We start from the raw sequence: 25,959 nt of genomic DNA on the forward strand, positions 1-25,959 counted from the left end.
ATCTGTAGAAAACAGTTTTTGGTTTCTTCAATCGAAGAATTAACCAGTTAAATAGAATAATCTTAAAACGTACCTATTGTTTTAATACATTTCGGTGATTTTCATTAAGATACTTTGCTCACCAAGTCAATCCAATACATCATACTATTCATTTGTGGCATATCATGTTATGCAAATGATGGAATCGTCACATTCGAAGGAAATCCTTTAAAACTTAAGGGAGAATGGAATCTGGCGATGAATGACTTCCTCAGTTATGATGAAATAACACAAAACACACAAAGTGTAGCTATTAATGTCCCTAGTGTATGGAACAATCCCAAATGGGAAGGCAAACCAATAGGTGCAAATGGGTATGGAACCTATTATCGCTCATTTGTTTACCCAAAAAATCTTCCGGACACTACGCTCGCCATTGAAGTTGATGAAATCAGTCTGGCATATAAGGTGTTTGCCAATGAACAACTAATCGGGCAAGTTGGAAAACCGGGAAGAAGTAAGGCTGAAAGTATGCCAAAGATTGATTATAGGGTCTTTGATTTTAAGGTTAATGCCGGTGATACAGTTACATTGATTTTCCATATTAGCAATTTTGAACACAAAACCGGTGGATTGTGGTATGCCCCTACAATTGATTTTGAATCCAGGCTGTTCAATAAGTTTGAGCTCAATCGAACCATTAAGCTTGTTATACTCGGATGTATCCTGATTGGAGGATTATTTCAGTTGACAATTTTTGTGCTTAACCCTAAGGAAAAATTTTGCATCTACTTTGCGATTGTTTGCATGACCCTCATCATGATAATTATCACCCGAGGCGACCTGACCATCATGGACCTATTCCCAGGTACAAGTTGGATTACTTTAAAGAAGATTTTTTACCTGGCTGTCGCCCTGACAGGACCAGCCAATGCTTTATTCCTGAGAGAAATATTTCCAAAATTTTATCCGAAAAAAATCATTGATATAGCAGCAATAGTTGCCATAGTGATTAGTCTTTTTGTATTGAGCATTCACCCCAAGATTACGTATTCAATCATACCATATCTTCATGCGTATAACATAATTATAGGCATCTACCTCTTGATTTGTCTCATTCAGGCGGCCATTGTGAAAAAATACGGAGCAAGGTTTCTACTCTTCGGATATTCTGCAGTATTTATAACCTTAGTATATGATATGCTGAGTAGTCAATACGTTATACCGGCATATTCTTTTGAGATGATGTACATTGGAATTACCATTTACATTATTCAATTAATGATCCTCCTATCAGCCCGGTATCTTTTTGCACTAAAAGGCAAAGAGGAACTTTCAAATCACTTAAAAAAGGTAAATAAGGAGCTCGAAGAAATTGTTGATCGCCGAACCAAGGCGCTACGGGATAAAAATCACATCATTGAAACAAAGAATGACGAGCTACAAAAAGCAATCAAGGAAAAAGACCACTTAATGGCGGTGGTTGCTCATGACCTAAAAGCGCCACTTTCAAGCATTCAGGGCATCAGCGAAATGATGGGAACAGATTTGAAAGGACAGTCTGCCGAGTTTAATGAAATGATCAAGAAGGTGACTATCGATGGCAGGGCCATGATAGAAAACCTGACGGAGCTCAAAGTATATGAACAGGGTGATTATGAAGTAAAAATGATGTCCTTAGATATCAAAGAATTCTTTGATAAGAAGCGGATAGCATATAAATCAACTGCCGAAAAAAAGGACATTGCATTTAAATGTGCGCTTGATTCAGATCAAACATTGGTGCGTACCGACGTAAATATCCTCGGAAGGATAGCAGACAATCTACTATCAAACGCACTTAAGTTTACGCCTAAAGGTGGTGAGGTTAATTTTCACATTTCCACGGATGAGAAAAGTCTCATATTAAAAGTTCAGGACAATGGCCCGGGCTTTAAAGAGCTGGATAAAAGCAAGTTGTTCAAGAAATTTCAAAGGCTTTCTGCAAGACCGACTGCAGGAGAGAGTTCGACCGGATTAGGGCTATCCATTGTCAAAACATTGGTAAATCTCCTCGGTGGAACAATTAACTTGGAAAGCGAAGAAGGAAATGGTGCAACATTCATCGTAATAATACCTGTATAATCAGATAGTTTTTCCATTGTTTCCATCCTCTGTCTAGCAATGCAATTACTTTTGCGCGCATGATCGATATTACGAATCTTTCTTACTACCTGGGGGACCGGGCATTGTACGATGAAGCATCATTATTCATTGGCCCAAAAGATAAAATTGGGCTGATAGGACTGAATGGAACGGGTAAATCCACGTTGCTCAAAATGATGGTGGGTGACGCACAACCTTCCGGTGGTAAGATATCCATGAGTAAGGACACCACCATTGGATTTTTAAATCAGGACCTCCTCTCCTTTCAAACTCAGGATTCGATTCTATCTGTGGCAATGACGGCTTTCGCGGAATCCATGAAGATTCAGAAAGAGATCGATAAGGTGATTAAAGAAATGGAGGAAAACTACCGCGATGAATTGGTAGGTAAACTAACCAAACTGCAGGAGCGCTTTGAAGCAAATGAAGGTTACTCCTTACAATCTAAAGCAGAGGAAATACTGGAGGGAATCGGCTTTAAAACTAGTGATCTTTCACGACCATTGAGTGAATTTTCCGGGGGTTGGCGAATGCGAGTGATGCTCGCAAAATTACTTTTAGAAAAGCCTAGCCTGCTCATGCTGGATGAGCCTACCAACCACCTGGACTTACCTTCCATTCAGTGGATCGAAAACTACCTTCAATCGTATGAGGGTGCCTATATCATCGTTTCTCACGATAGGGAATTTCTAAACCGAACGGTAAACAAGATTGTAGAGGTATCGCAAGCTGACCTGAATGTGTATTCCGGAAACTATGACTTCTATGAAGAAGAGAAAGCTCTGAGAAATGAGCTTCAACAGAATGCATACGAAAACCAGCAGAAGAAAATTAAGGAGGCCGAGCGATTCATCGAGCGATTTAAGGCAAAAGCTACCAAAGCAAGCCAGGCACAATCCAAGATGAAGATGCTGGAAAAGATGGATCGTGTAGAGGAAGTGGTGGATGAAAATATGAAGGTGAACTTCCGTTTCAACTTTAAAACCAAATCCGGAAGACACGTCAAAAGACTAGAGCATATTTCAAAAGCCTATGGGGATCTTGAAATACTTAAAAATGCCTCCATTGGAATAGAGCGAGGAGACAAAATCGCTTTGATTGGAGCGAATGGAAAAGGAAAATCCACACTTCTTAGAATAGTAGCAGGTACTGAACCGCATGAAGGGAAAGTACAAACCGGTCATAATGTAATCAACTCATTTTATGCGCAGCATCAGCTAGAGGATCTCAATATTCAAAATGATCTCCTGGAAGAACTGAAGCAGGCTGGGACAGGCAAAACCGAACAAGAGCTCAGAAGCGTGCTAGGCTGCTTCTTATTTTCTGATGATGAGGTCTTCAAGAAGATTAAAGTCCTTTCAGGTGGTGAAAAATCCAGGGTCGCACTTGCCAAAACGCTGATTTCAGAGGCTAATTTTTTATTGCTGGATGAGCCTACCAACCATTTGGACATGATGAGTGTAAGCATTCTGGTTCAGGCACTGCAACAATACGAAGGTACGCTACTGTTGGTATCGCACGACAGGCATTTTATTTCGCAAGTAGCTAATAAGATCTGGTGGATTGAGGATAAGGAGGTGAAAGAATACCCTGGAGATTTTAAAGAGTTTTCATGGTGGTGGGACAAGAACAAAAAGGATCAAAAAACCGAGGCAACCACCAAAGAAAGTAAGCCTGAAAAAAAGAAAGAACATACAAAACAGCGCAACAATACTGAGGAACAACATGCGGCCAAAGAATTAAAAAAAGTAGAACAGGAAATTGAAGCTCTGGAAGCAAATATCAAACTTCTCGAAACTCAAATGGCGGATCCTCAGATCTACGAAAACCCTCAAGAGTATGAGAAAGTAAACGTCGAATACAATCAGAAGAAAGAAGAGCTATCTTCCCTGATGGAAAAGTGGGAAGAATTGGCTTAATTTATCTAAAGATTGTACTATGGCTACCGCAAAGGATCAACTTAAACTCATTCGATTGCTCCATTTTGCATTAATGGGAGGTGCAGGATTATTCGCTGTAATGGCTGCCATTTTAATCGTTTCAGATGAAGTCAGTCAGCCTTCCATTGAAGTGCTTGATTACCTTTCCCCGGCATATTTCTTCATCATGTTAGCCACATACCCGGTGGTGTTTAAAGCTGCATTGAAAAAGACCGCATTGCTTGAGAAAACACTGAGCCAGAAACTTGCTTCTTTTCAAACAGCTCACATCATTCGAATGGCCATGTTAGAAGGGTGTGCATTGTTTGCATCAGTTGCTGCACTGATCAATGGAGAGCTACTCCACCTTATCATTGCTTCATTAACACTTGCCATTATGTTTAGCAAGACCCCCACTCCATTTTTGCTAGAATCAGAATTGGGACTGAATCAAGACGAAAAAGATCAATTGATAGTACTATAGATGAAAACACTGTATCTGGAACAGCCCAAAGGACAGCAAACACTTCACATCATACTCATGGCTATTTTTCTTGCTCAGGGTGTTTTAAACCTGAGAAAGCCAGATGATACTTTCATGCTGATTTTAGCCATACTTCAAATTAGCTTAGCTGGCTTCTATGGCTTCTACTACTTCTCTGTTTTAAAACCTAAACGCCCTAAGTATGCACCTCAAATCAACCTAAATGAAAACGAGATTTCGTTCTTCAAGGGGCTATTCTACAAACCCAAAACCATTCAGCACAAGGAAATCAAGGTGGTGCAACTCAAACCTGAACGAGTAAGTGTGATGACAAAGGAGTTTGACTTCACCTACCATTTTGATTACGATTCGTCGAATAAAGCTCAAATTCAACATGAACTTGAAGCCTACTGTGAGTTAAATAACCTTCCGGTTGAAAAAGTCAGTTATCGATAGCTGATTTCCAAGGCTAGCATTTTCTTCCAAATGTGTTCGATCAATAATTTAATCGAATATAATTAAATTTATAGCAGACAACTTTTTAACACCCCAATGCCTGTATCATACATAACCCATAAGGGAAGAAAGATTTTGTATGTCAACTTCAAGGACATGAAATCGAAGGAAGTAGTACTTGCCAATCTTGAGGATATGAAAAAGCACTACGTCGAGGCAAGTGATAAAATCTATTTATTGCTTGATGTTCGAGGAACCTTCACTGATCCGGAGGTAATGGATCGCTTGAAGCACTACGGTAAACAATATTTCAAAGGGAAATCCGAAAAAAGGGCTGTATTAGGAGTCAGCGGAATTAAGAAGATCATGCTAAAAGGATACGCACTGGTCACCAATACAGATGTGAAGCCTTTTGAGGATGAAGAGGAAGCAAAGAACTACCTGGCATCTTAGTGTTCCCAAACCCTTCTCCTGATGTAAAAGTATTCAACATGTTTTTTTATACGCTTAATTCTTTTGGTTAATCGCTTCAGGTATCTGTACATCACCACTTCTTGCGCATAAACCTTTCCATGATATGCATGTGTTCCAAAGCCTGCCTTATAGTGATCTGAATACTCTTCTATCCTGGATTGAAAAGAGCATTGCTCCCTAAAAAACCCTGTAAAGTCTGACGGATTAAACTTCTTATCCAGTTTATCCATGTGATTTAAAATACGACTAATGGTGCGTTTTGAGTGATCGTAGGTAGTTGCTTGAAGGTCTTCTTCGAGCATGTCATGATAATCATGAATATGATCCAGCAGGCCTAAAATAGTCTGTCTATAATTATCATCGTTGCAAAATTCTTTGAGGTTTTTGTATTTAGAAAGCGCCATCATCTCCTTATCCAATTTAAGAGACAACACCAGTATTCTTTTTTCGACATTATACGGTTCTGATAAGTGAGCTCGCTTTGCTACTAAATTGAGCGATACCAGACAGAGCAAGGAAGCAATTATTGATTTCATATTCCAAATCAACACACAATCCTTAATTAGTTAAATAGCAACTAATTGGTATTTATTTTTGCATCAAATACGGATTTGAGAATTGTTATGCTTCAAACAGTTCAAACGAAAAATCACAAAGCTCTTTAAGATCCTTACCCGTAGCTTTCATTAGGCTGGTATTTGAAGTCCATCCCCATTTAACAGTAATATTCCTCCCCTTTCTAAACTCAACATTTAAGAGGCCCAGTATCTTTAGGATATAACTCAAAGATCTTTTGTCAAAGAGCTGAAGATTGAAATAAAGCACCAATCGTTCATTTCGTCTGAAATACACGATGAGTTTATCTATCAATTCACGATAGACCGGGTGATACTCTTCACCTACAGACCAACCTTCAAGCATGAATATACCATGCTCAGTTCGAGTGGATAATTCCAAGGATTTCTCGGAGGACATTAAATAATACTAAAAATAACAGTTTCGCTTAATCGACCACAAATTAACGAAAGCTGAGAACCTGTATCCAGGCTATTCGTCAATTGTCGCTTTTTTTACGACATCATTATCACAAGTTTAGCCATACTGTCATTCGTACAGATTGGTTTGTTCCTTCAGTTTTTGAAAAATATTTTATCAATTCATGATATAAGCGACTATTGATGGATGACCATTAATGGTACATACGTCAGTATTTACCCTGAAGATGATATGAATTTGAAGTCTATTGTGTAGTTGTAATCACCAAATGGGATTCTCCAAAATAGTAATTCTTATTACTGCCTTGTAGTGTTTGCTGGCGATCCCTCACCCCCTTAATGTTCTCCTGAAAGTCCTTGACAACCACTTTAAATCCATCCTCATTCTTTTCAGTCAACATAGGTATAAGAGGGTTCTTTTCGGCTATCAATTTGATGTATTCCGTTCCACACGGACACTTCACATTCCATTCAAAAGGTAATTCTATGGCCTGATTGATTCTGTCTTTGCCAATGTAGTAATTCTCCATCATCAGCACCTGGGTACCGTCATCCCATATATTCAATAATGTAATAAAAACCGGACGTGTAGCACTTACGTACAAACTCAATTTATCTCCTGATTCGAAAACCAACCGCCGGGTACCCTTCTGAGTGACAAGATCTACCTGCACACCTCCGTTTGCCTGATTTAAAAGAAACTCAGATCGAACCCGTGATATGTGTCTCTCATCAGGGTAAAATATGAGTCCTTTCTCAAGTAGATCTGATTTTGGTATGAAAACCGATTCTGTAGCAAAAACCTTGACAGCTTCATCTCCATCAAATTGTTTCAAGGAAAAAGCAACCAATACATTTTCGTCTTTTAACCAGTATGAACTAATCAATTTGAATTTTGAGTCTTCTTTGACTTCAACCTCCTGCATAGGTAAAATCAAACGCAACTCATCTTCTAAATAGCCCGAAAACGTACTTACTAAATCTGTGTTTTTATAAGTGATTGGCGTAATCTGAAATTCATTCATTTTAGATTCCTTGACAATTGACTGAACCATGATATTCAGACGATCTCGGATAGACAGGGTTGATGATTTTTTTGCATTGGAAAGCTTACCTGCAATCAGATTATCGTACAAATTAATTTGAGCTGTTTTTAATACAACCGGATTGTCAATACCCAATTTAGGTAACACTTCACTTCTTGCTTTAGCTATCAGCAAATGGGTGGATAATTGGGATAATGTTCTTGCATCAACATCTCCATCAGACTCCATTTGATCCAATCCCTTCTTAACCTGCTTTAATTCATCTGTGAGTTCAAGGTATACAGGCTTAACTAATTCCTTCTTTTTCAAAAACGCAAAAGCATATACAACCTGATTAATGGAGTCATGATATGTCTCAACAACCATTCCTCCATCATAGAGCAGTTGTTTAGAAATGGAATTGGGTAAAAAAAACTCAGATTCAGCTCCCTCAGATGCAGCTACTACTTCAAGATAAAGTGACTCTCCAAGGTTTAGAATGGCGAACTCCTTGACATCATCCAATGCAACTATCAATGGCCCGGAATTTTTCTCCAGACTGGCATATCCTACTAAAAATTCTTTCTCAGGATACAGGTCTTCAAGTGATGATGAATTAACCCAGACAGGTTGTGCTAAGGAACATAAGCCAAAAGCCAGGGAAAGGACAAAAAGCGATAGACGCATTAATCTCTTTTTATGAAAATGAAGTCTCCTCCTTCATCACCTGCACTATTAATTGTACCGTAAAGCGGCATAGCCTCACTGTTATTGATAACCGCTATTCGCATACTGCTGAAAAGCTGTTCTGAGGCAAGGTATTTTTCTGTATTTCCCTCTAAACGTTTAAAAAGGTACTTTATGAATGCACTTTGATCAGGAACCTCGGACAATGAACCACTGGTCATAGCTTTCCTGCTTGGTAATTCGTATAATTTGTTAATTGCAAATGAAGCATCAGAAAATGCCTTTCTCGTTTTAAAAATGGATCCGGAAAAACAGGCATCAGCAATCAATAACGTATGCTTAGATTTAATTGCGCTGATTTCATCTGTCAGTGTACTATTTCTAAACCAGTTCGATGTACTAGCTCTTCTTCCATCCGATGGAATCCAATAGCCAATCTCACTATCTGTATCGTAATAACCATGTCCGGCATAGAAAATCAACACATTATCTTCCTCTGTGACTTTTTTACGAATTGCTGCTAACTCATCAATGATTTGCGCCCTTGTGGCGTTTTTAAGTAACGTAATATTTTCTTCGTCAAATGTGTAATCTCGAACCAGAATGTTTGCAAGATCTTCTGCGTCTTGAAGCGGTTTGTCCAGGTCTACCATTTCCGGGTCGTCATAATCATTTATACCAATTATCAAGGCATAGTACTTACTGGAAGAACTCCCCAGACCTCCTGTAGACGCTACCACAGGTGCCGGCTGACCCATAAATTCATAGGTGCGTTCAAACTTATCTCCCGCCCCATCGATTACCACAAAATTCAATTCATTTTCTCCTTCAGCTACTTCCACAGTCTTGGAAAAGGTTCCATCAGCATTTACAGGAATGGAAAAGTTGTTGAGCAGAAATACATTGACACCTTCATCATCTTCCACCTTTCCTTGAATCTCAATTTCTTTGGCATAAATGGTCGTCAATCCCCTGGATTTCATTTCCAGTTTCTCAGGCGCATTTATCACCAGCATAGTTGGACTATTGCCTTTGAACGAAACCTCAACGGGTTCTGTGGTATGGCTTGCCTGCTGTGCTGAAGCACACATAAACAATACAACCGTAAAGAATGACATCAAATATTTCATCGTCTTTGTATTTTAATATTCTTGCTCTTTTGATCGTCGATCAGCACCTGAAGAACGTAAATCCCTGAGGATAAGTCTTTTAAAGATAGTTTAAATTCGCTACCATTCCCAGCGATTGCTAAACCATCCAGGTATTTCACCCTTTTACCCTGATGATCATACAGGTAAATCTGTGCCGTTTTATTCGTCAATGATTCATGTGCCAAAACACGGATGAATACCTCATCATCAGTTGGATTTGGATAGGTGGCCAGTATATTGATCATGTTAGTTAGTGGTGGATCAATACCATAATGGATTTGGACCTTAGAAGTACTATTAGTGACGGTGACTTCACCTACTGACCTCATATCCTGGAGGATACCCTCCTCTGGTAAAATAATGTAAAGAGGTTCAGCTAGTTCATTAACAATGTTCTTATCCCACCTCAAAGTGGAGGTTCTATCCATTGTCTCCAAACGAAAGTTCCAGGTATGATTATCTGCGTAAGGTACTCTGTTAATGGCAAGGCCAAGCTCAGCATCTAAGAGATCTACCTTAACCGATTCATGAACAGCAGGAGGAGCTTGACGATCGATGACATCAAAACCGCTGGTAGCTTCCTCCTTGAATGATACCCCTGATAAAGCAGAATAGAATTTCTCACCTACAACACTTACAATAACTTCCCAATCAAGCGAACTATTCACATATCCATTGGATCTACCTTCTGTTGCGACACGCCCTTGCGCCAGCAATGCGGGGGATGGTATTCGCAGGGTCACCGCATTTCCTCCATTCACTCTAGCCCATCCACCTCCAAATACACCTATATTGGAATTATTTCTATACCCCGTTTGCTGCTGAGGATCATACACAAAGAAATCAGTGGATACATCGCCTGACTGGATGTAACCATTGTCAATATTGTAAGTAATTACCTCCGTCCAACTCCAACTTTCGTTGAACGGATTCCCAACCAAATTCCAACCTGCCACCAATTGTAGCTCAAACTCTCCATTCCTATTAAGCGCAGGTGCAGAGCCATCCGGTATCACGATCGTAGGTTCAACCGTCGTAATGTACCAATAGCCCCTTCCAGCTTGCAGGGTGCTACTTTGCGAAAGATCACTGGCTCTTCCATCGTCTCCTCCTGGATAGCTTAGCATTCTCCAGGTATCGCCAAGTTCTGATGCAGCAGGTGATGTAAATACCGTTCCAATAGACTCGGAATCAACCGGAACACCAATGATTCGGTATTTAGACACATCCTTTCCGTAGGCTGAGTTTAATATCGCAAGTAGAACGTTTTGTATCACGCTCAAGTCTTCAACGGTTACCACAAACGTCTCCTGGATTGTGCCTGGTCCCTCCGCAAGAATCGTAACAGAGTAATCTCCTGAGGTTAGTTCCACCGTTGTGACAAGTCTACCAGCAGTAATCTCGAAATTCTCAGACCCATCAGACACGGAAAGCGTGTAGTCCCCGATTACATTATCTTCATCAATAATGCCTATATCGCCAACTATTTTGCCAGATGGACCCGCGGTGATTGTACTATTGGATAAAAACAAATTCTCAGGAGGAATGCTCTCAACACTGGCTGTAACCACCCATTCCTGTGTGGCGGTATTCTCAGCTGTGACGGTATAAGTAACCGGGCTAGTAAAATCCTGTGCAACACCGGAAGCAGGAGCTATGGTCGCATTTGTAGAAACTTCGATAGTAGGTGTAAGCGCTGAAAGATCAGTACCTGAAGGCATACTTAGGTTTACAGTATGGTTGATTGTGTTTATTTCTCCTTCTATACCATCCGCAACAAACGATTTAATGTCGGTGGAATCGTTTGATGCCACAGAGACATTTACTATCCAGTCTTGCGTAGTAACATTGTCTGCTGCTGTTACCGTGTAAGTGACAGCACTTGTAAAGTCATTGGATGTAACACCACTTTCCTGTGTTATTCCACCTACTGTAGCACTTGCTCCGGTAGAAAGATCAAATGTGGCAACCAAATCAGATACATCCGTACCAAAAGCTACTTCAATGTTTACGGTTCCATTGCCAATCGAGGCAGGACCTTTTTCTTCATCAAAACTATAAGCCAAAATTTCTGTGGCTGTTGGAGAAGCTTCAAATACGGTCACTACCCATTCCTGAGTAGTTACATTGTCTGCTGCTGTGACTGTGTAGGTGACAGGATTAGTAAAATCATTTGAAGTAACTCCACTCACTTGAGTAACTCCTCCTACTGTGGCTGTAGCACCCGCCGAAAGTGTAAATGATGGTACCAGGTTGGTTAAGTCTGAACCATTTTCTACTTCTATGATAACAGTACCATTGCCTATGGTGGCGGTTCCGGTTTGTTCATTAAAACTGAATGCTAGGAATTCTGTAGCGGCATTTGAAGCTTCTGTCACTTTCACCACCCATTCTTCTGTAGTTACATTATCTGCGGCTGTGATCGTATAAGTTACGGTATTACTAAAGTCGTTTGCAGTAACCCCACTTTGCTGCGCAGTACCTCCTATAGTGGCTGTTGCACCTGTAGATAAAGTAAATGAAGCGACCAAACTTGTGAGATCCGTACCATTGGCTACTTCAATATCAACCGATCCATCGTCGATGGTTGCCGGACCTGTTTGTTCAGCAAAGCTGAAGTCTAAAATCTCAGTATCAGTATCTGAAGCCTCAAATACTGTGACTTCCCATTCCAATGTTGTAATACCATCCTCAGCAGTCACTTTATAGATAATCGGATTGGTGAAATCATTTGCAGTAACACCGCTTTCCTGACTAACCCCTTCTACTGTAGCGGTTGCATTAGCTGAGAGACTAAATGAAGCAACTAGATTGGTCAGGTCGGTTCCATTCTCCACTTCAATCAGTATCGTTCCATCTCCTATGGTAGCAGGTCCAGTTTGTTCAGGAAAACTGTAGCTTGCAATATTAGTCCCTAGCTGTACTGTAGGAAATTCACTTAAATAGATGGCATTAACTTGTGCATTGCTTATCGCTTCATCATAGATCCGTACCTCATCTATTCGTCCTGCAAAAGCGCCGCTTCCATCGCTAAGAGCTCCTATTGTAACCGGAATGTTTAAAGATGAAATATCCCTATAGTCTCTGGATCCTAAAGTCTCATTTATTAATTCACCATTGACATAAAGGCGAATGGTTGAGCCATCATAGCTGACAGCAGCTTGTTGCCACTGATTAAGAACGATCAAATCACCATCTGTAGTAGCGGATGCAAAAGATCCAAGCTCTCCTTCGGTAGTTATATTTAAGTCTAAGTCTCCATCTAAATTAAACTGAAAAGCATTTGTGGTTGGGTCGGCATTATCATGCTGAGATACCAGGTTTCTTCCATCGATAAATGGTTCTAGCCATAATGAGACTGTCCAAAAGTCAGGCATATCAAATGCAAAACTTTCGAATCGATCATCAGAACCATCTAGTTCATAACTCATTGAAGTAACACCATATCGATCAACCGCAAGTTTCGGATTCCCTTGAGGAGACATATTATAACCATTTCCACTTTGATCATTTGTAGCTCCATTAAATGGATAGTACGCGATAAGTCCTTGATTAATTGTTGTTACTAATACTTCATAGGACTTGGTAGTGATTCCGTCCTCAGCTGTTACTGTATAAGTAACCGAATTACTGAAATCTTGTGCTATCTCACTCTCAGGACTCACCGCAGCACCTGTAGAAACTTCTATGGTCGGAGTTAAACCGGTAACATCCGTACCGACAGGCATTACGACTTCAATGGTTCCCAAATCGTTATCAATGGTGGTTTCTCCTACCTGATTCGGGATGCTGAATGAGGTGATAAGAGCTTCTGTGGAAAATGGTTTTTCTGCATCAAATAAGTCTTGAACTTCTAAATCAGAAAATATTCTACGGTATACTTTTATCTGATCCACAGATCCATCCAGGTAATTATTAGTATTAACCAGTGAACCTATAAATGCCGAACCAATGTAGTTATCAATTTTTCCTGTACGAGGCTGACTATCAGATACAATCCCATTTTTGTAAATACGAACTTCAACGCCATCATACGTGAACACAATGTGCTCCCAGGATCCGTCTGAAATTGAAGTAGAAATGGATTCCCCGGTTGAATTGATGAATGTATTAACTATTAAAGACCCCTCATTAACATATGCTCTGATATTGCCAAAGCTCAGGACATCTCCAAAGCTTGTTGAGTTATCAATATTTTGCCACCAGGCCATCGTAACGTTTTCACTTCCTCCAAAAAAATCTGCATTCGGAATTTCCATGTAATCATCCACACCATCAAAACTGTAGGCCTGATCTCCATTGCCTGATCTATCCGTGGTTGTTACAGGCCCATTAATGGATGGATCAAATCCATACCCGGAGGCATCCAGATCATCTCCATCAAATGGAAGGTCCAGAACCGGACTACCACAATTTTCTGAATCACCGGATATGGTCCAACCATTGGTATTTATCAATTCATCTCTCGCAGGTACTGCCAGGCAGTATTGCAATCCTGATGCACCCAAGCTAATCCCGGCAGGAATGGTTTCAGTTCCGCCATTATCATCAGCCCAACCAATCAGCGTACGATCATAATTAGCTTTGGACATGCCAGAGTTGTCAAACATTTGACTCATCGAAAAAGACGTTGCTCCGCCATCAGCTACGACCCCAGAAATATTCCAAGCGCCAAGGTTTTGATTAAACGATGCTGCTGACTGAAACATCAGGGACATATCACGAACTGAACTTATATCCCAATCGCTAATGTTCTGATTAAATGCAGTTCCCGAGAACATCCCAGCCATGTTCGTTACCTGACCTACTTCCCAAAGGCTTAAATCTTGATCAAAACTCGAAGCACCGTTAAACATATTAGACATATTAGTAACCGCTCCCACATCCCAGCTGCTTATATCTTGATTGAAAACAACACCTCCAAAGAACATGCTATTCATGTCTGTAACACTGCTGACATCCCAGTTAGAAATGTCACCGTTAAAAGAAGTAGCACCTCTAAACATAGAAGCCATTGATGATACATTGCTAAGGTCGGGTGCATCTGTGGCATTTACATTAAGATTGGAGCATCCGGCAAAAGCCAGTTCCATTGAACTCCAGGATATATTGCTCCATTGCTCCACTGTCTGAATTTTATCTATCATCTGCCCATCATCTCCATTATTGAAATAAATTCGCGGGTAAATACCTGTAATAGCAACTGAGTAGGTACCAGCCGTTGCATAAGTATGGTTGGCGTCTGCTGTAAATCCAGACTCCACGGTACCATCCCCCCAATCAACGGTGTAGTCATATGTTTCACCATCTAAACCTATAGGTACATTAATTGACTCATTATCGGTAGTGGTTTGCCAGGTGGTGATGAATGCATTTGGAGACTCTTGGAGCCAGTTATTTTCAATGTATAGTTCCGTGATCTCAGTTTCATCCAACACTCGATTGTATACACGGATATCGTCAATAGATCCTCCAAAATATTCGTCGTTAACAGTTCCTTGCCTTCCTACATAAAGATTACCTACTGATAGATCATATGAGCGACCGGTTTCCGTAGCAACAAGCTCTCCATTTAAATAAAGATTTGCGCTTGAGCCATCAAAACTGGCCACTACCTGTGCCCATTCATTGGCAGGAAGCGGAACTCCTGAGTCTCCCCAGGTATCTCCAACCATGATATTTCCTGAGGTTTCACGGATGCCCAAATACATAAAGGCACCCCCTGCAGAACCAGCATCCCACCAGGAAACTATCTGAGACTGGCTACTAGCATCCCCGTCCCAGTTAACCCATGTAATAATGGTAAATGGATCGTTTACTTCATCAAACTGCTGGGCAGGAGCCAAAATGTAATCATCGGCTCCATCAAAACTGTATGCTGCATCTGCATCTTCGAATCTGTCGCTTGTCAAAGCAGGAAACGTCGAAGTTGTGCTACCATCTCCGAGTGTTCCATCTTTTCCACCTCCGGACGCATCCGTTGCGTCTCCAGAAAATGGGTAGTAGGCGACCAGGCCGTCATTTAGAGTACATTCTTTCGAATCTCCGTTGATCGTCCATCCATGCGTATTGATCAATTCATCTCTAGCAGCTTCTCCTCCACAATAATTCAGTCCATTGGCACCAAGTGTTACTCCAGAAGGAATGGTTTCTGTTCCGCCATTGTCATCTGCCCAGCCAAGTAAAGTTGCATCGTAATTATCTGTGGACATGCCTGTACCATCCAACATCTGGCTCATCGAAAAAGAGGTAGCACCCCCATCAGCTACAACTCCAGAAATATCCCAAGTGCCAAGGTCTTGATCAAAAGATGATGCTGATTGAAACATCAGGGACATATCACGAACTGAACTCACATCCCAATCACTAATATCCTGATTAAACGCAGTGCCGGAGAACATCCCAGCCATGTTCGTTACCTGACCTACTTCCCAGGGGCTTACATCCTGATTAAAACTTGAAGCACCGTTAAACATGCTGGACATATTGGTAACCGCACTCACATTCCAATTACCAATATTCTGATTGAATGTAAATGCTCCAAAAAACATGCCCCCCATATCAGTCACATTGCTTACATCCCAGCTAGAAATGCCGCCATTAAATGAGGTGGCTCCACTAAACATGGATGCCATAGATGATACATTGCTTAGGTCCGGAACATCTGTAGCTGTATAGGTTAGATTGCCACAACCAGCAAATGCTGCACTCATTGATGTCCATGCAATATTCCCCCATTGCTCTATGGTTTGAATTTTGTCTTTATCACCCGTATTATTGAAATATATTCTCGGGAAGGTTCCTGAAATAGCCACTGTATAGGTTGCTGAAGTAGCATAAGTATGTGAAGCGTCACCAGTAAAATCTGTTTCTACAGTACCATCTCCCCAGTCAACAGTATAATCATACGTCTCCCCGGAAAAAGTAGGAATCGTGATAGTCTCATTATCAGCTGTGGTTTGCCAGGTGGTGATGAAGGATGCAGATGAAGATTGAAGCCAGTTATTTTCACTATAAATGTCAATGATCTCTGATTTGGGAAGCGCCCGGTTGTAGATTCTAATGTCATCTATCACCCCATTATAAAAATTTGTATCTACACCTCCTTGCATTCTTGAACCAATGTTTCCATTAGCAGAGGTGTAATCCAATGAAGTGCCTGTTCCATTAGTCGCTACTGAAGTAGACAAAACTCCATTAAAATATGCTCGTATATCAGAAGCACTCTCAAAAACAATAGCAATATGCTCCCATTGATTGGCTGTTAGTTTTGTGTCAGTAATAATTCCTCCTCTAGTGGATGCTGATGCAGCTCCATTACCATATTCGATTACTAACCCTCCATCTCCACCAATGTAAACTAAGACGCCATGGTAAGTAGATGTTCCGTCCCATGTATCAGTTCTTATTAATGTCTGATTAGACCCTAATTCAGCAACATTCACCCAGGTGTTGACAGTAAATGGAAAATCAGGTTTAACCCCATTACCAATGTCTATATTATCATCCACCCCATCAAAACTGTATGCTTCATCCGCATTTCCAAACCTATCTGTGGTGAGAGTCGCTCCATTCACTGTTCCATCGTTTCCGTTACCTGAAGCGTCTGTTGCATCACCAGAAAATGGATAGTATGCGACCAGCCCATCAGGCAAAGTTGAGGTAGACGTGTTAACATTGGCAGAACGCATACTGAAACTTGCTGAAGTAGCAAGCCCTGACGTAGGTTGACCAAAAATACTGTTTAGCTGATAGGAATCGCTACTCGATCGACTCCCTCCGGAGTAATCTCCTTGACGACTCAGTTCAGGTTGACCGAAACATAGCGAAACGGCTAGGACTAATACTATTGAAAGTAGTTGCTTCATTTTGATATAAACTCTCAATCTTCAGAATCTAAATTGTCGACTTTATTTTCAGAGGTAATACCTAAGGCCTTTTCGATACGTGAAAGGGAAGATTTGAGATCACTCAACTCTGAGCTGAGTTTTTGATTATTGGATTTGAGTGATGCATTTTCTTTTTCCAGTGCTTCTACTCGCTTTAGAAGCTCTTGGATACCTCCGGTTAAAAGTGGAGTGAGTTTAGAGTAATCAACCATCATTGGTTCCGTATTAACATCTCCACTTGGATCACCAGATACTGCTTGTGGGTACACTTCTTGAAGCTCTTGAGCAATAAAGCCTATTCGCTCAATGTCTGATGCAGTCTTATAAATAAATGTTCTTGCTTTTATGCGTTCAATTATTTCAAGACTATTATCCAAATCCTTTATATCTTTTTTTAGACGCCTGTCTGATGTGCTGCTGAAACTTACGCCACTTGACCCGTCACCAGAAATTACACCCATTTCACTGCCTGAACCATTGACAAACCTTATATAATCTTCAGAAGTTGATGGGTTAGCAGTTTGTAAACCAATAAGAATACCACCAGCCGATCCTGCATCGTCTAAGTTGTAGAAGCCGGATACAAAACCTCCTGGATTATCCTTCTCAACGTGTAACCTGTATGATGGGGTAGCAACACCAATCGCTATATCACCATTATCGTCAATCAACATTCTGGTTGTAACGAAACCACTTCCGTCAGCTCTTGTTGCAAACCGTAACCTACCAGCATGAGAATCGCTCCCAAATGCTCTCTCTCCTGCAATCAACGCTGAAACTCTATAATTTGAACTACTTTCGGTATAGCCTGTGAATTGTAAATGTCCTAAAGCATCGCCAACTGCTAGATTGGTTCGAGAAGCCAATGTTCCTGTAGTTCTTCGCAAATTAAGTTTTGGGAAACTTGAATTATCTGATTTGTGGATTAAAGTACCTGTTGTAGTACCAAGTCCTTCAGGATTTATGTCGCCTAATTCTATTGAGCTATTGGTTTGGTTAATATGCAATAGTGTACTAGGACTTTCTGTCCCTATCCCTACATTCCCACTCTCGTCAATAGCCAAAGACGAACTAGAAGTATAACCGTTGAATATATAAAACTTGCCTGGAGCAACAGTGGCTGCACTACCCCCCATCGAAATACTGTACGCATTGCCCAAATCATTTCGAAGGGTATAGGAAGACCATCCGGTCGCGTCCAGATTCTGGCTCCTCCCTTGGATGCCCCCACCTACATCAGTACCCACTATGTCAAGTTCTGCCGTGGGTGAGGTGGTTCCCAATCCTAGTTTACCATTTATTCCAACAATATCATTATCAAATTCTCCGTATATCAGTGGTGATGAGTTGACACTATTTTCAATGTATAGTTTATTGTTTCCAGTTTCACCTGTTTCTAAGCCTAAATCAAATACCCCTGCATTTGCTCCAATGAATACATTCGAACTTCCGGTTGAGAAGTTTCCAGCTTGTTGGCCTAAATAAACATTAGACGAACCGGAAACATTTCTATTACCCGCATCTATTCCAATAAACACATTATTAGCTGCGTCAACTTGATTTAAACCAGTGCCTGTCCCAATAAAGGTGTTACTATTACCAGCGGTTGCATTTAACCCAGCATCGGTTCCAACAAACACATTATGGATACCTGTCGTGTGAGCTTGACCGGCTCTCGCTCCCACGAATGTGTTTTTAATACCTGTCGTATTTAGTCCTGCATCAACACCGATGAAAACATTATCATCAGTACTCATCAACCTTCTCGCATTTAAAGCATAAGCTGAAGATGCCAGCGTATAACGTGGGCTAAGCGTTTCTCCTCCTACTTCTACTTCTAAATAATACTGCGCATCAAAAGCAATCGTGAGTGGGGTCCCTTCCGAACCAAGGATCGCCGAAAAGTATCCATCAGCCACCGATACCGTGGTATGGGTTTCTGTCCAAAGTGAAGAACCAGCTGTAGCAGCGTCAAATATGGTAAAGGTCAACGAGTAGTTACCATCTGCAATAGCATTACCTGTTCCCGGATCAGCCAAAAATCCTTGAAAATGCATGGTTTCAGGCACCTGCGCCAACCCACATGCAGCGTAAAAAATCAAAACAATTGAAGCTATTTTTTTCATGATTTTATATTTCAAAATTTCTTAATTCATTTATCAATTCCCATCTGGTGGATTGGGTGGATCGGCAAATACTTCAGAACCTCCTTCACCTCCACCACCACTGGCGGCTAGTCCTACTATTCCTCCTGTAAGTAAAACTCCACCACCAATCAGTAATGGGTTTAATCCCTTCTTCAATAAAACCGGTATTTTATCGGAAATGAGTTCTGATCTTCCCCTCGGGATCACCTGAATCGAGTAATTGCCTTTTTCTAAAGATTTGGGAATTTTCCCGGAATAGCTTGTGGATTCTAATCCTTCGGCTAACGTAGTTTTTTCGATTTGCCCCTGATACAACTTTACGTCGTACGGGCCCTCCTCATGGTAATCAAACCAGGAGATATTCGTATTCTTACCAATCTTCAAGCTTTTTGGTGCATCGCTTAGCTCTACCGGAAAGCGGGTTGCTTCTATCTCAAACCGAAACATCAACTGACCATCAAACGAACCAATTTGATTACCTCCATCAAAAGAAGCCGTGTACGATTTGTTTGGAACCAGTTCATTCAACTGATAGGGTATGGCTTCTGTGTAATTATTCGCTGAATGATAAATTTTCAGTTGGTAGCGCTCACGTTCGGAGTGCTTTTGCTCAATGGTAAAATCAAATTGAACCTGCTGATCGTTTATCTCAAAATTAGATGTAGTGATGGTCTGGGCGAAAAGCGGAAGGATGCCAAATAGGCAAAGAAATCGTAATACAGTGATCATGGTGACGAATTAGGCATGTAGGTAAAATACAAACAGTATTTTCAATTTATAAAGTTAATCGAAATAATTATAGCTAAATATACCTTTATCGATCAAAACATTATAACCTAAGCCTAATGAGTAAAATATCCTTTTAAAAAGAGATTTCCATGAAAATAGCGGTCAAGTAAAATCTCCACTAAATTTGAAGGATGCCCAATAGAATACAAATTACACCCAAACTTCTGTCAGGAGGCACAAACATCTTTACCATCATGTCCAAACTGGCCACTGAGCATAAGGCCATCAATCTGGGTCAGGGATTCCCCGATTTTGAATGCGATGAGAAGCTTAAGGATTTAGTTGCTAAACACCTGAAAGAAGGAAAAAATCAATACGTTCCTTTGGCTGGCTTACCCAAACTAAATGAGACTTTGAGTAAGAAAATGGAGCATGTCTACGATATGCCCATTGATCCCAGCACACAAATCTGCGTAACAGCTGGAGCTACCCAGGCGTTGTACACAGCAATTATGGCTTTTGTAAATCCGGGTGATGAAGTGATCATTTTTGAACCGGCTTATGACTGCTATAAACCACAAATTCAGCTGGCAGGGGGTGTTGTAAAACCCTATAACATGACGTATCCGGATTACGGGATTGACTGGAATAAAGTCAGAGACATGGTGAACGACAAGACACGCATGATCATCATAAACACCCCTCATAATCCAAGTGGAACGATACTTTCGAAGCAAGACATGGAAGCTTTGGAAGCAATTGTGAAGGATAATAACATTATTGTGCTTAGTGATGAAGTGTATGAGCATCTGACCTACGATGATGAAGATCATCAAAGTATTATGCGGTTTCCAAGACTTTTCGAACAGTCGATGGCTGTCTTTTCTTTTGGGAAAACGCTGCATGCTACCGGATGGAAACTGGGATATATTGTGGGTCCGGAGTACCTGATTAAAGAATATAAAAGCGTTCATCAATGGAACGTGTTTTGCACAAACTCCTTTGTTCAGTTTGGAATTGCTGACTATCTGGATGATCCGGAAAATTATGAATACCTAGCCGCATTCTTTCAGGAGAAGCGCGACAAAATGAATGAGCTGTTTAAGGATGTACCACTCACACCTAAAGTGGCAAAAGGTACCTATTTTCAGGCATACGACTATTCCGAAGTGAGTGATATGGACGATTTGGCATTTGCCAAATACCTGACTTCTGAAATAGGTGTAGCGGCGATCCCCATGTCGCCCTTTTATACCAATCCTCCTAATGACAAAGTGATTAGACTCTGCTTTGCTAAAAAGGAGGATACCATTCAAGCGGCTGCAGAACGATTATTGAAATTGAAGGGTTGATAGATTCTGAAACAAGTTCAGAATGATTGAGAATTTAGAAATAATCATAAAAGGATTTTCTATCTAGCCATCAATTACCCCAAACCCTAAAGGGAATAATGAAAAATGCCCTTTAGGGAATAAAAGGGTAGAAATATGAATTTTCTCCGAACTCAAAAAATCCTTTTATGATTGCCAGTAATATTACTTTAAAGAATTAATGACTGAAAATTTAGAAAGCACATACTTCTTTGATTATGAGAATCCAAGTATTCAGGAGCTCGTAGATGAGTTTAAGGATGATTCATTATCGGAACATGAAAAAGCAAAACAACTGTACCTGAAAGTCAGGGATGGATGGCGCTATAACCCCTATGATATTAGTTTCCGGAAAGAAGCGCTGAAATCCAGCAACATTGCACAAAAAGATTATGGTCATTGCATCGATAAGTCGATCCTGTACATTTCAGGACTAAGAGCATTGGGTATTCCGACAAAACTGCATCTGGCGAAAGTTAAAAACCATATTGCAGTAGAGCGACTCACAGAGAGGTTTGGCACCAATGAGCTCACTCCTCATGGAATGGTAGATGTTTATTTAAATGGGAAGTGGGTGAAGGCCACACCTGCTTTCAACAAAGAACTATGCGATAAGACTGGGGTGGCTCCATTGGAATTTGATGGCACGAATGACTCCATCTTCCAGGAATATGGAAATGACGGTCAGGAGTTCATGGAGTATCTGGATGATTACGGATCGTTCTCGGATGTTCCACTGGATTTTATAGAGCAAAACATGAAAGAGAACTATCCAAAACTGGAAAGTCTTTTGAATGAGGCAGGTGATCTTAAAATTTAGAAAAGATGCTTCGTTCCTCAGCATGACAGCACTGAATATTATTATGATAGTCATCCTGAACTTGTTTCAGGGTCTGTTTGATAAAGATGCTGAAATAAATTCAGCACAACAGATAAATTTTAAATTGGTGTGTTATAACTATCGTGTCATCCTGAACGAAGTGAAGGATCTAATAGTTGATTAGAGGTATTAAAAAATAAACATGGCAGAAACCACACATTGGAAAGGATCAGACAAGTATTTATGTGACCCGGAGTTGGCTCAGGCATTCCACATGGCCCGAACATTAGGGATGCCCTTGCTCATAGAAGGAGAACCTGGTACCGGAAAAACCGAACTACCGATCCACTATGCAAAAGATAGAGGTTTGGATATTGAAGTATATCCTGTTGGTTCCAAAAGCAACGTAGAGCAGTTTGTTGCCCGCTTTGATCATGTGAAGTATCTGAGAGATTCTCAAATCGAGATACTGAATGCTCAGCGAGAAGAGAAAGGTCTGGAGGCACGCATGACCAGCGACCGAAATCCGGAAAATCTGGGAGACTATGTAGTAAAAGGACCTGCTGCTATTGCCTACAGCAAGCCTAATTCTGTCCTTTTAATTGATGAGATTGACAAAGCGCCACGAGAGTTTCCCAATGACTTGCTTTATGCCCTGAGTCACCGGAAATTCATCATGCCGGAATCCGGAGAGGTGATTGAGGTGTCTGAGGAAGACATGCCAGCCATTGTGATCACCTCAAATCGGGAGCAAGAGCTGCCAACTGCCTTTAAAGGAAGATGTATTTACCACTACATCGATTTTCCGGACAAGGAAGTGATGGAAAAGATTGTGGGGAAACACCATCCCGGACTAGATGAACAAGTGGTGAAGGTCGCTTTAGATGTATTCTATCATCTGAGAAGACTTGGATTAGAACGCTCTCCGACGACTCGGGAAATCCTGAATTGGCTGAAATACATGAGTGATGTTGCGCCGAAGGAGGCCGTCAAAAAAATTGAAGGGTTAGAGGGAATTGGTGCCCTCATCAAAACGCAAACAGATATGGAACGTGTGAATCGGATGATTGGGGCAGACAACAACTTTGGCGGTCCTTCGTGGAATTAATATATTCAAAAATGACACCATTATTCTCCTCTTGGGAGGAGATAGAGGTGGGTAAAGGAAATGGTCATTTTTGAATATTGTTTCAAATAAAGAATTTACCTTAAACCCACCCCAACCCCTCCCAGGAGGGGATTTATTGAACTGATATGCTAAGCTCACTACCACATGCATTTCGACAACACGGACTTCAGGCCGATGTGCGCACATTGCTCACCTTGAGAAAGGCGATGCAGAAGGGACTGGTAAAAACCCTGGGCGATCTGCATAACGTACTGAAAGGCATTGTGGTAAAAGAGCCGGCTGATATTGGACCGTTTACCAAAGCGTATTACGAATATTTCCTCCATGTCCCCATCGCTCCCGGCCAAACGCTGGAGGATGCCATCCTGCGATCGGAGACCTTTCAGAAATGGAAGACTCAATACATCGATGAGGCAGATAAAGACATTGACCTGACAGAAGAGGAACTGGTGAACTCCTTCCTTGACCAAGTGCACCTCACCTCCTACGACATCAAAGAGGTGATCAATGGAAAGGAACTCTGGGACAAGGACAACCCCGATTTGGAGGATGAAGACCCACAGGAAATAGATGATGAACCTGCAGAGCGAATGTTGGATAAAATGGCTGACTACTCTGATCTATCCCTGGAGGAGCTATTGGAACGAATGGAGAAAGTCAAAGATCAGCAGCGAACCAAGCACAGCGGCGGCAGCCACTGGATTGGAACCGGAGGCATCTCTCCTTATGGGCATGGTGGTGCAGCTAAAAATGGAATCCGGGTCGGCGGTCAAGGTGGCGGACGTATGGCTCGAAAGGTCATGGGCGATAAAAACTACTTCCCGATCGATCGCGATGCGATCCTGAATGATAACAATGTAGATGCGGCTCTGGCTTCCATTAAAGGAGTCGTAGAAGAAAGTGCCATAGAAAAACTGGATGTGCCCAACACAATCAAATCCGGACTGAAACGAGGGGGACTCTTTATTCCGGAACTAACCAGTGAAAAAAATGAAGAACTTAAGATCATCGTACTGATCGATAATGGTGGGTACTCTATGGCACCTTATGTGCGAACCGTACAGCAGCTATTCAGGAAGATGAAAACCCGCTTTGCACACGATCTGGAGGTCTTCTATTTCCACAACACCATCTATGATCGGGTGTGGATCGACGAGCGTAGGTCAACTTATATTTCTGTAGAGAAGCTACTGAAGTACAACAAGGACTACCGGGTGTTTTTCATTGGCGATTCTGCGATGGCACCCTATGAGCTTAGTTCCTTGAGCATTCACAACATTCAAGCCATAACTAAGAAGTTTAAAAAATCGGTTTGGCTAAATCCTGAGCCTTTAAAATACTGGCCCGGCACCTACACCATTCAGGTGATGAAGGAGCTCGTTCCAATGTTCCCGCTTACCCCACATGGCATAGAGCGAGCAGTACGCGAGATGAATTCGAAGAGTACGGAGGGGTAATTTCTCCAAGTGGCCTTTTTTCTAGGAAACGGTGTATTTGAACAGTAATCAAATGAACGCTCATGAATCTGCGAATTGCAGGAGTTTGTGTGTGTTACATTAAGCTACATCCAATTTCATGGAAAATCCAGAAGCCGTTTCAAGCCTCTGGATTTCATTAGATATTGAGTGGCTCGAATTAAAATCCAAACATACCATTATCATTAGCTAAGCCCTCAGTAGGAATCTCTTGAATAACATCCCAATGTTCCACTGCCTTACCATCTTCAAAACGAAGTAAATCGTAAAAAACGTTGGTAGTACCATTCCATTCTCCCTCACTTACTGTAAGGACAAAATTACCCTCACCCAATACTTTATGAATTTTAGTATATCTGAACATGTTGTTCTGAGTTGTGAGGTATTCAACAGCTCCTATAATACCCGATAAGCCATCCTTGATACCGGGATTATGTTGATGATACTTTTCCGAACTTATGTAATCGGCAATCTTTCCGGGATTTTTACCCATCAAAATATCTTCCACCATCGATTTTGCGAGTGCTTTATTTGATTCAGTTTTATCCAATTCTGTAGCTGCAACTGGTCCATCTGTTTGTGTCCTACCACTGGCAGTCTCTTTTACTAATGGGGTCATCGCATCCCAATGCTCAGCAACTTTGCCATTATCATCTAATCGAATAATATCAAATGATACCATTTCTTCCGCACCAAATGGTTTAGCATTTCGCCATATGTTATGCATAAACACAAAATTACCATCCTGAAACATCCGAATATTTTCAGCAGTAGTGCCATTCTCTTTCAGAATTGGCAGCATTTGAATGAATGGTTCCAATCCTGTTGGGATAAATGGATTGTGCTGAATGTAATCAGCATTGGCTAATTCCCGCATCGTTACAGGATCATTTTGTAACACAGCACCCAAGAAAGTTCCAACTATTTCTTTTTTATTCATCGTTTGATTATTTGATTGTGATTTTTTGATTTCTTCTACCTGATTTGAACTTGTCTGTGCAGTACAGGAAGCCATTATACCTAGGAGGAGATTCAGTACGAACATTTTTTTCATGATTTCTTATTTATTACTTGTAAATTACAAG

General features: G+C 41.0%; 17 protein-coding genes. 9 read left to right on the top strand and 8 right to left on the bottom strand.

Annotated features, from left to right (window positions below; genetic code table 11):
* Positions 1-114: 114 nt before the first annotated feature.
* The 5 genes from ACQK2H_RS14485 (at position 115) to ACQK2H_RS14505 (ending at position 5,436) form a co-directional block, all read left to right on the top strand.
* The gene (locus ACQK2H_RS14485; protein WP_425392087.1) at positions 115-2,103 is read left to right on the top strand and encodes an ATP-binding protein; all 1,989 of its coding nucleotides are present in this window, start codon (positions 115-117) and stop codon (positions 2,101-2,103) included.
* 59 nt (positions 2,104-2,162) lie between these two features.
* Positions 2,163-4,043: an ABC-F family ATP-binding cassette domain-containing protein gene (locus tag ACQK2H_RS14490; RefSeq protein WP_425392088.1), complete on the top strand. Its 1,881-nt coding sequence runs from the start codon at positions 2,163-2,165 to the stop codon at positions 4,041-4,043.
* 19 nt (positions 4,044-4,062) lie between these two features.
* Positions 4,063-4,527 carry a hypothetical protein gene (locus ACQK2H_RS14495; RefSeq protein ID WP_425392089.1) on the top strand — a complete coding sequence of 155 codons (465 nt, stop codon included), beginning with the start codon at positions 4,063-4,065 and terminating at the stop codon, positions 4,525-4,527.
* The gene (locus tag ACQK2H_RS14500; protein ID WP_425392090.1) at positions 4,528-4,983 is read left to right on the top strand and encodes a hypothetical protein; all 456 of its coding nucleotides are present in this window, start codon (positions 4,528-4,530) and stop codon (positions 4,981-4,983) included.
* Between the two features lie 96 nt (positions 4,984-5,079).
* Positions 5,080-5,436, top strand: a complete 357-nt coding sequence (locus tag ACQK2H_RS14505; protein ID WP_425392091.1) for an STAS/SEC14 domain-containing protein — start codon at positions 5,080-5,082, stop codon at positions 5,434-5,436.
* On the opposite strand, the gene ACQK2H_RS14510 is transcribed toward ACQK2H_RS14505, so the two are convergent.
* The 7 genes from ACQK2H_RS14510 to ACQK2H_RS14540 form a co-directional block, all read right to left on the bottom strand.
* Entirely contained in the window at positions 5,433-5,993 is a 561-nt protein-coding gene (locus ACQK2H_RS14510; protein ID WP_425392092.1) for a hypothetical protein, read from the bottom strand. The genes ACQK2H_RS14505 and ACQK2H_RS14510 overlap by 4 nt on opposite strands.
* Positions 5,994-6,078: 85 nt before the next feature.
* Positions 6,079-6,432: a SiaC family regulatory phosphoprotein gene (locus ACQK2H_RS14515; RefSeq protein WP_425392093.1), complete on the bottom strand. Its 354-nt coding sequence runs from the start codon at positions 6,430-6,432 to the stop codon at positions 6,079-6,081.
* A 265-nt stretch (positions 6,433-6,697) separates the two neighbouring features.
* Positions 6,698-8,164 carry a hypothetical protein gene (locus ACQK2H_RS14520; RefSeq protein WP_425392094.1) on the bottom strand — a complete coding sequence of 489 codons (1,467 nt, stop codon included), beginning with the start codon at positions 8,162-8,164 and terminating at the stop codon, positions 6,698-6,700.
* A complete protein-coding gene (locus ACQK2H_RS14525; RefSeq protein WP_425392095.1) occupies positions 8,164-9,294 on the bottom strand; it encodes a caspase family protein in 1,131 nt (376 codons plus the stop codon). The genes ACQK2H_RS14520 and ACQK2H_RS14525 overlap by 1 nt, the downstream gene beginning before the upstream one ends.
* Positions 9,291-17,183 (bottom strand): BspA family leucine-rich repeat surface protein, encoded by a 7,893-nt coding sequence (locus ACQK2H_RS14530; protein ID WP_425392096.1) that lies wholly within the window; start codon positions 17,181-17,183, stop codon positions 9,291-9,293. Before ACQK2H_RS14530 ends, ACQK2H_RS14525 begins: the two co-directional genes overlap by 4 nt.
* 14 nt (positions 17,184-17,197) lie before the next feature.
* Positions 17,198-19,330, bottom strand: coding sequence for a tail fiber domain-containing protein (locus ACQK2H_RS14535; RefSeq protein WP_425392097.1), 2,133 nt, complete (start codon positions 19,328-19,330; stop codon positions 17,198-17,200).
* Positions 19,331-19,363: 33 nt separating this feature from the next.
* Positions 19,364-20,080 (bottom strand): hypothetical protein, encoded by a 717-nt coding sequence (locus ACQK2H_RS14540; RefSeq protein WP_425392098.1) that lies wholly within the window; start codon positions 20,078-20,080, stop codon positions 19,364-19,366.
* A gap of 191 nt (positions 20,081-20,271) precedes the next feature.
* On the opposite strand from ACQK2H_RS14540, the gene ACQK2H_RS14545 reads away from it, so the two are divergent.
* From ACQK2H_RS14545 to ACQK2H_RS14560, 4 genes are all read left to right on the top strand, one after another.
* Positions 20,272-21,432: a methionine aminotransferase gene (locus tag ACQK2H_RS14545; protein ID WP_425392099.1), complete on the top strand. Its 1,161-nt coding sequence runs from the start codon at positions 20,272-20,274 to the stop codon at positions 21,430-21,432.
* A 199-nt stretch (positions 21,433-21,631) separates the two neighbouring features.
* Positions 21,632-22,270: a transglutaminase-like domain-containing protein gene (locus tag ACQK2H_RS14550; RefSeq protein WP_425392100.1), complete on the top strand. Its 639-nt coding sequence runs from the start codon at positions 21,632-21,634 to the stop codon at positions 22,268-22,270.
* Positions 22,271-22,472: 202 nt separating this feature from the next.
* Positions 22,473-23,378, top strand: coding sequence for an AAA family ATPase (locus tag ACQK2H_RS14555; RefSeq protein ID WP_425392101.1), 906 nt, complete (start codon positions 22,473-22,475; stop codon positions 23,376-23,378).
* A 146-nt stretch (positions 23,379-23,524) separates the two neighbouring features.
* A complete protein-coding gene (locus ACQK2H_RS14560; protein ID WP_425392102.1) occupies positions 23,525-24,856 on the top strand; it encodes a hypothetical protein in 1,332 nt (443 codons plus the stop codon).
* A gap of 178 nt (positions 24,857-25,034) precedes the next feature.
* Here the strand turns inward: ACQK2H_RS14560 and ACQK2H_RS14565 are convergent, their stop codons facing one another.
* Positions 25,035-25,928, bottom strand: coding sequence for a nuclear transport factor 2 family protein (locus tag ACQK2H_RS14565; protein ID WP_425392103.1), 894 nt, complete (start codon positions 25,926-25,928; stop codon positions 25,035-25,037).
* Between the last annotated feature and the right edge of the window lie 31 nt (positions 25,929-25,959).

Source organism: Ekhidna sp., from assembly GCF_965228795.1.
In the GTDB taxonomy this organism is placed as follows: Bacteria; Bacteroidota; Bacteroidia; order Cytophagales; family Cyclobacteriaceae; genus Ekhidna.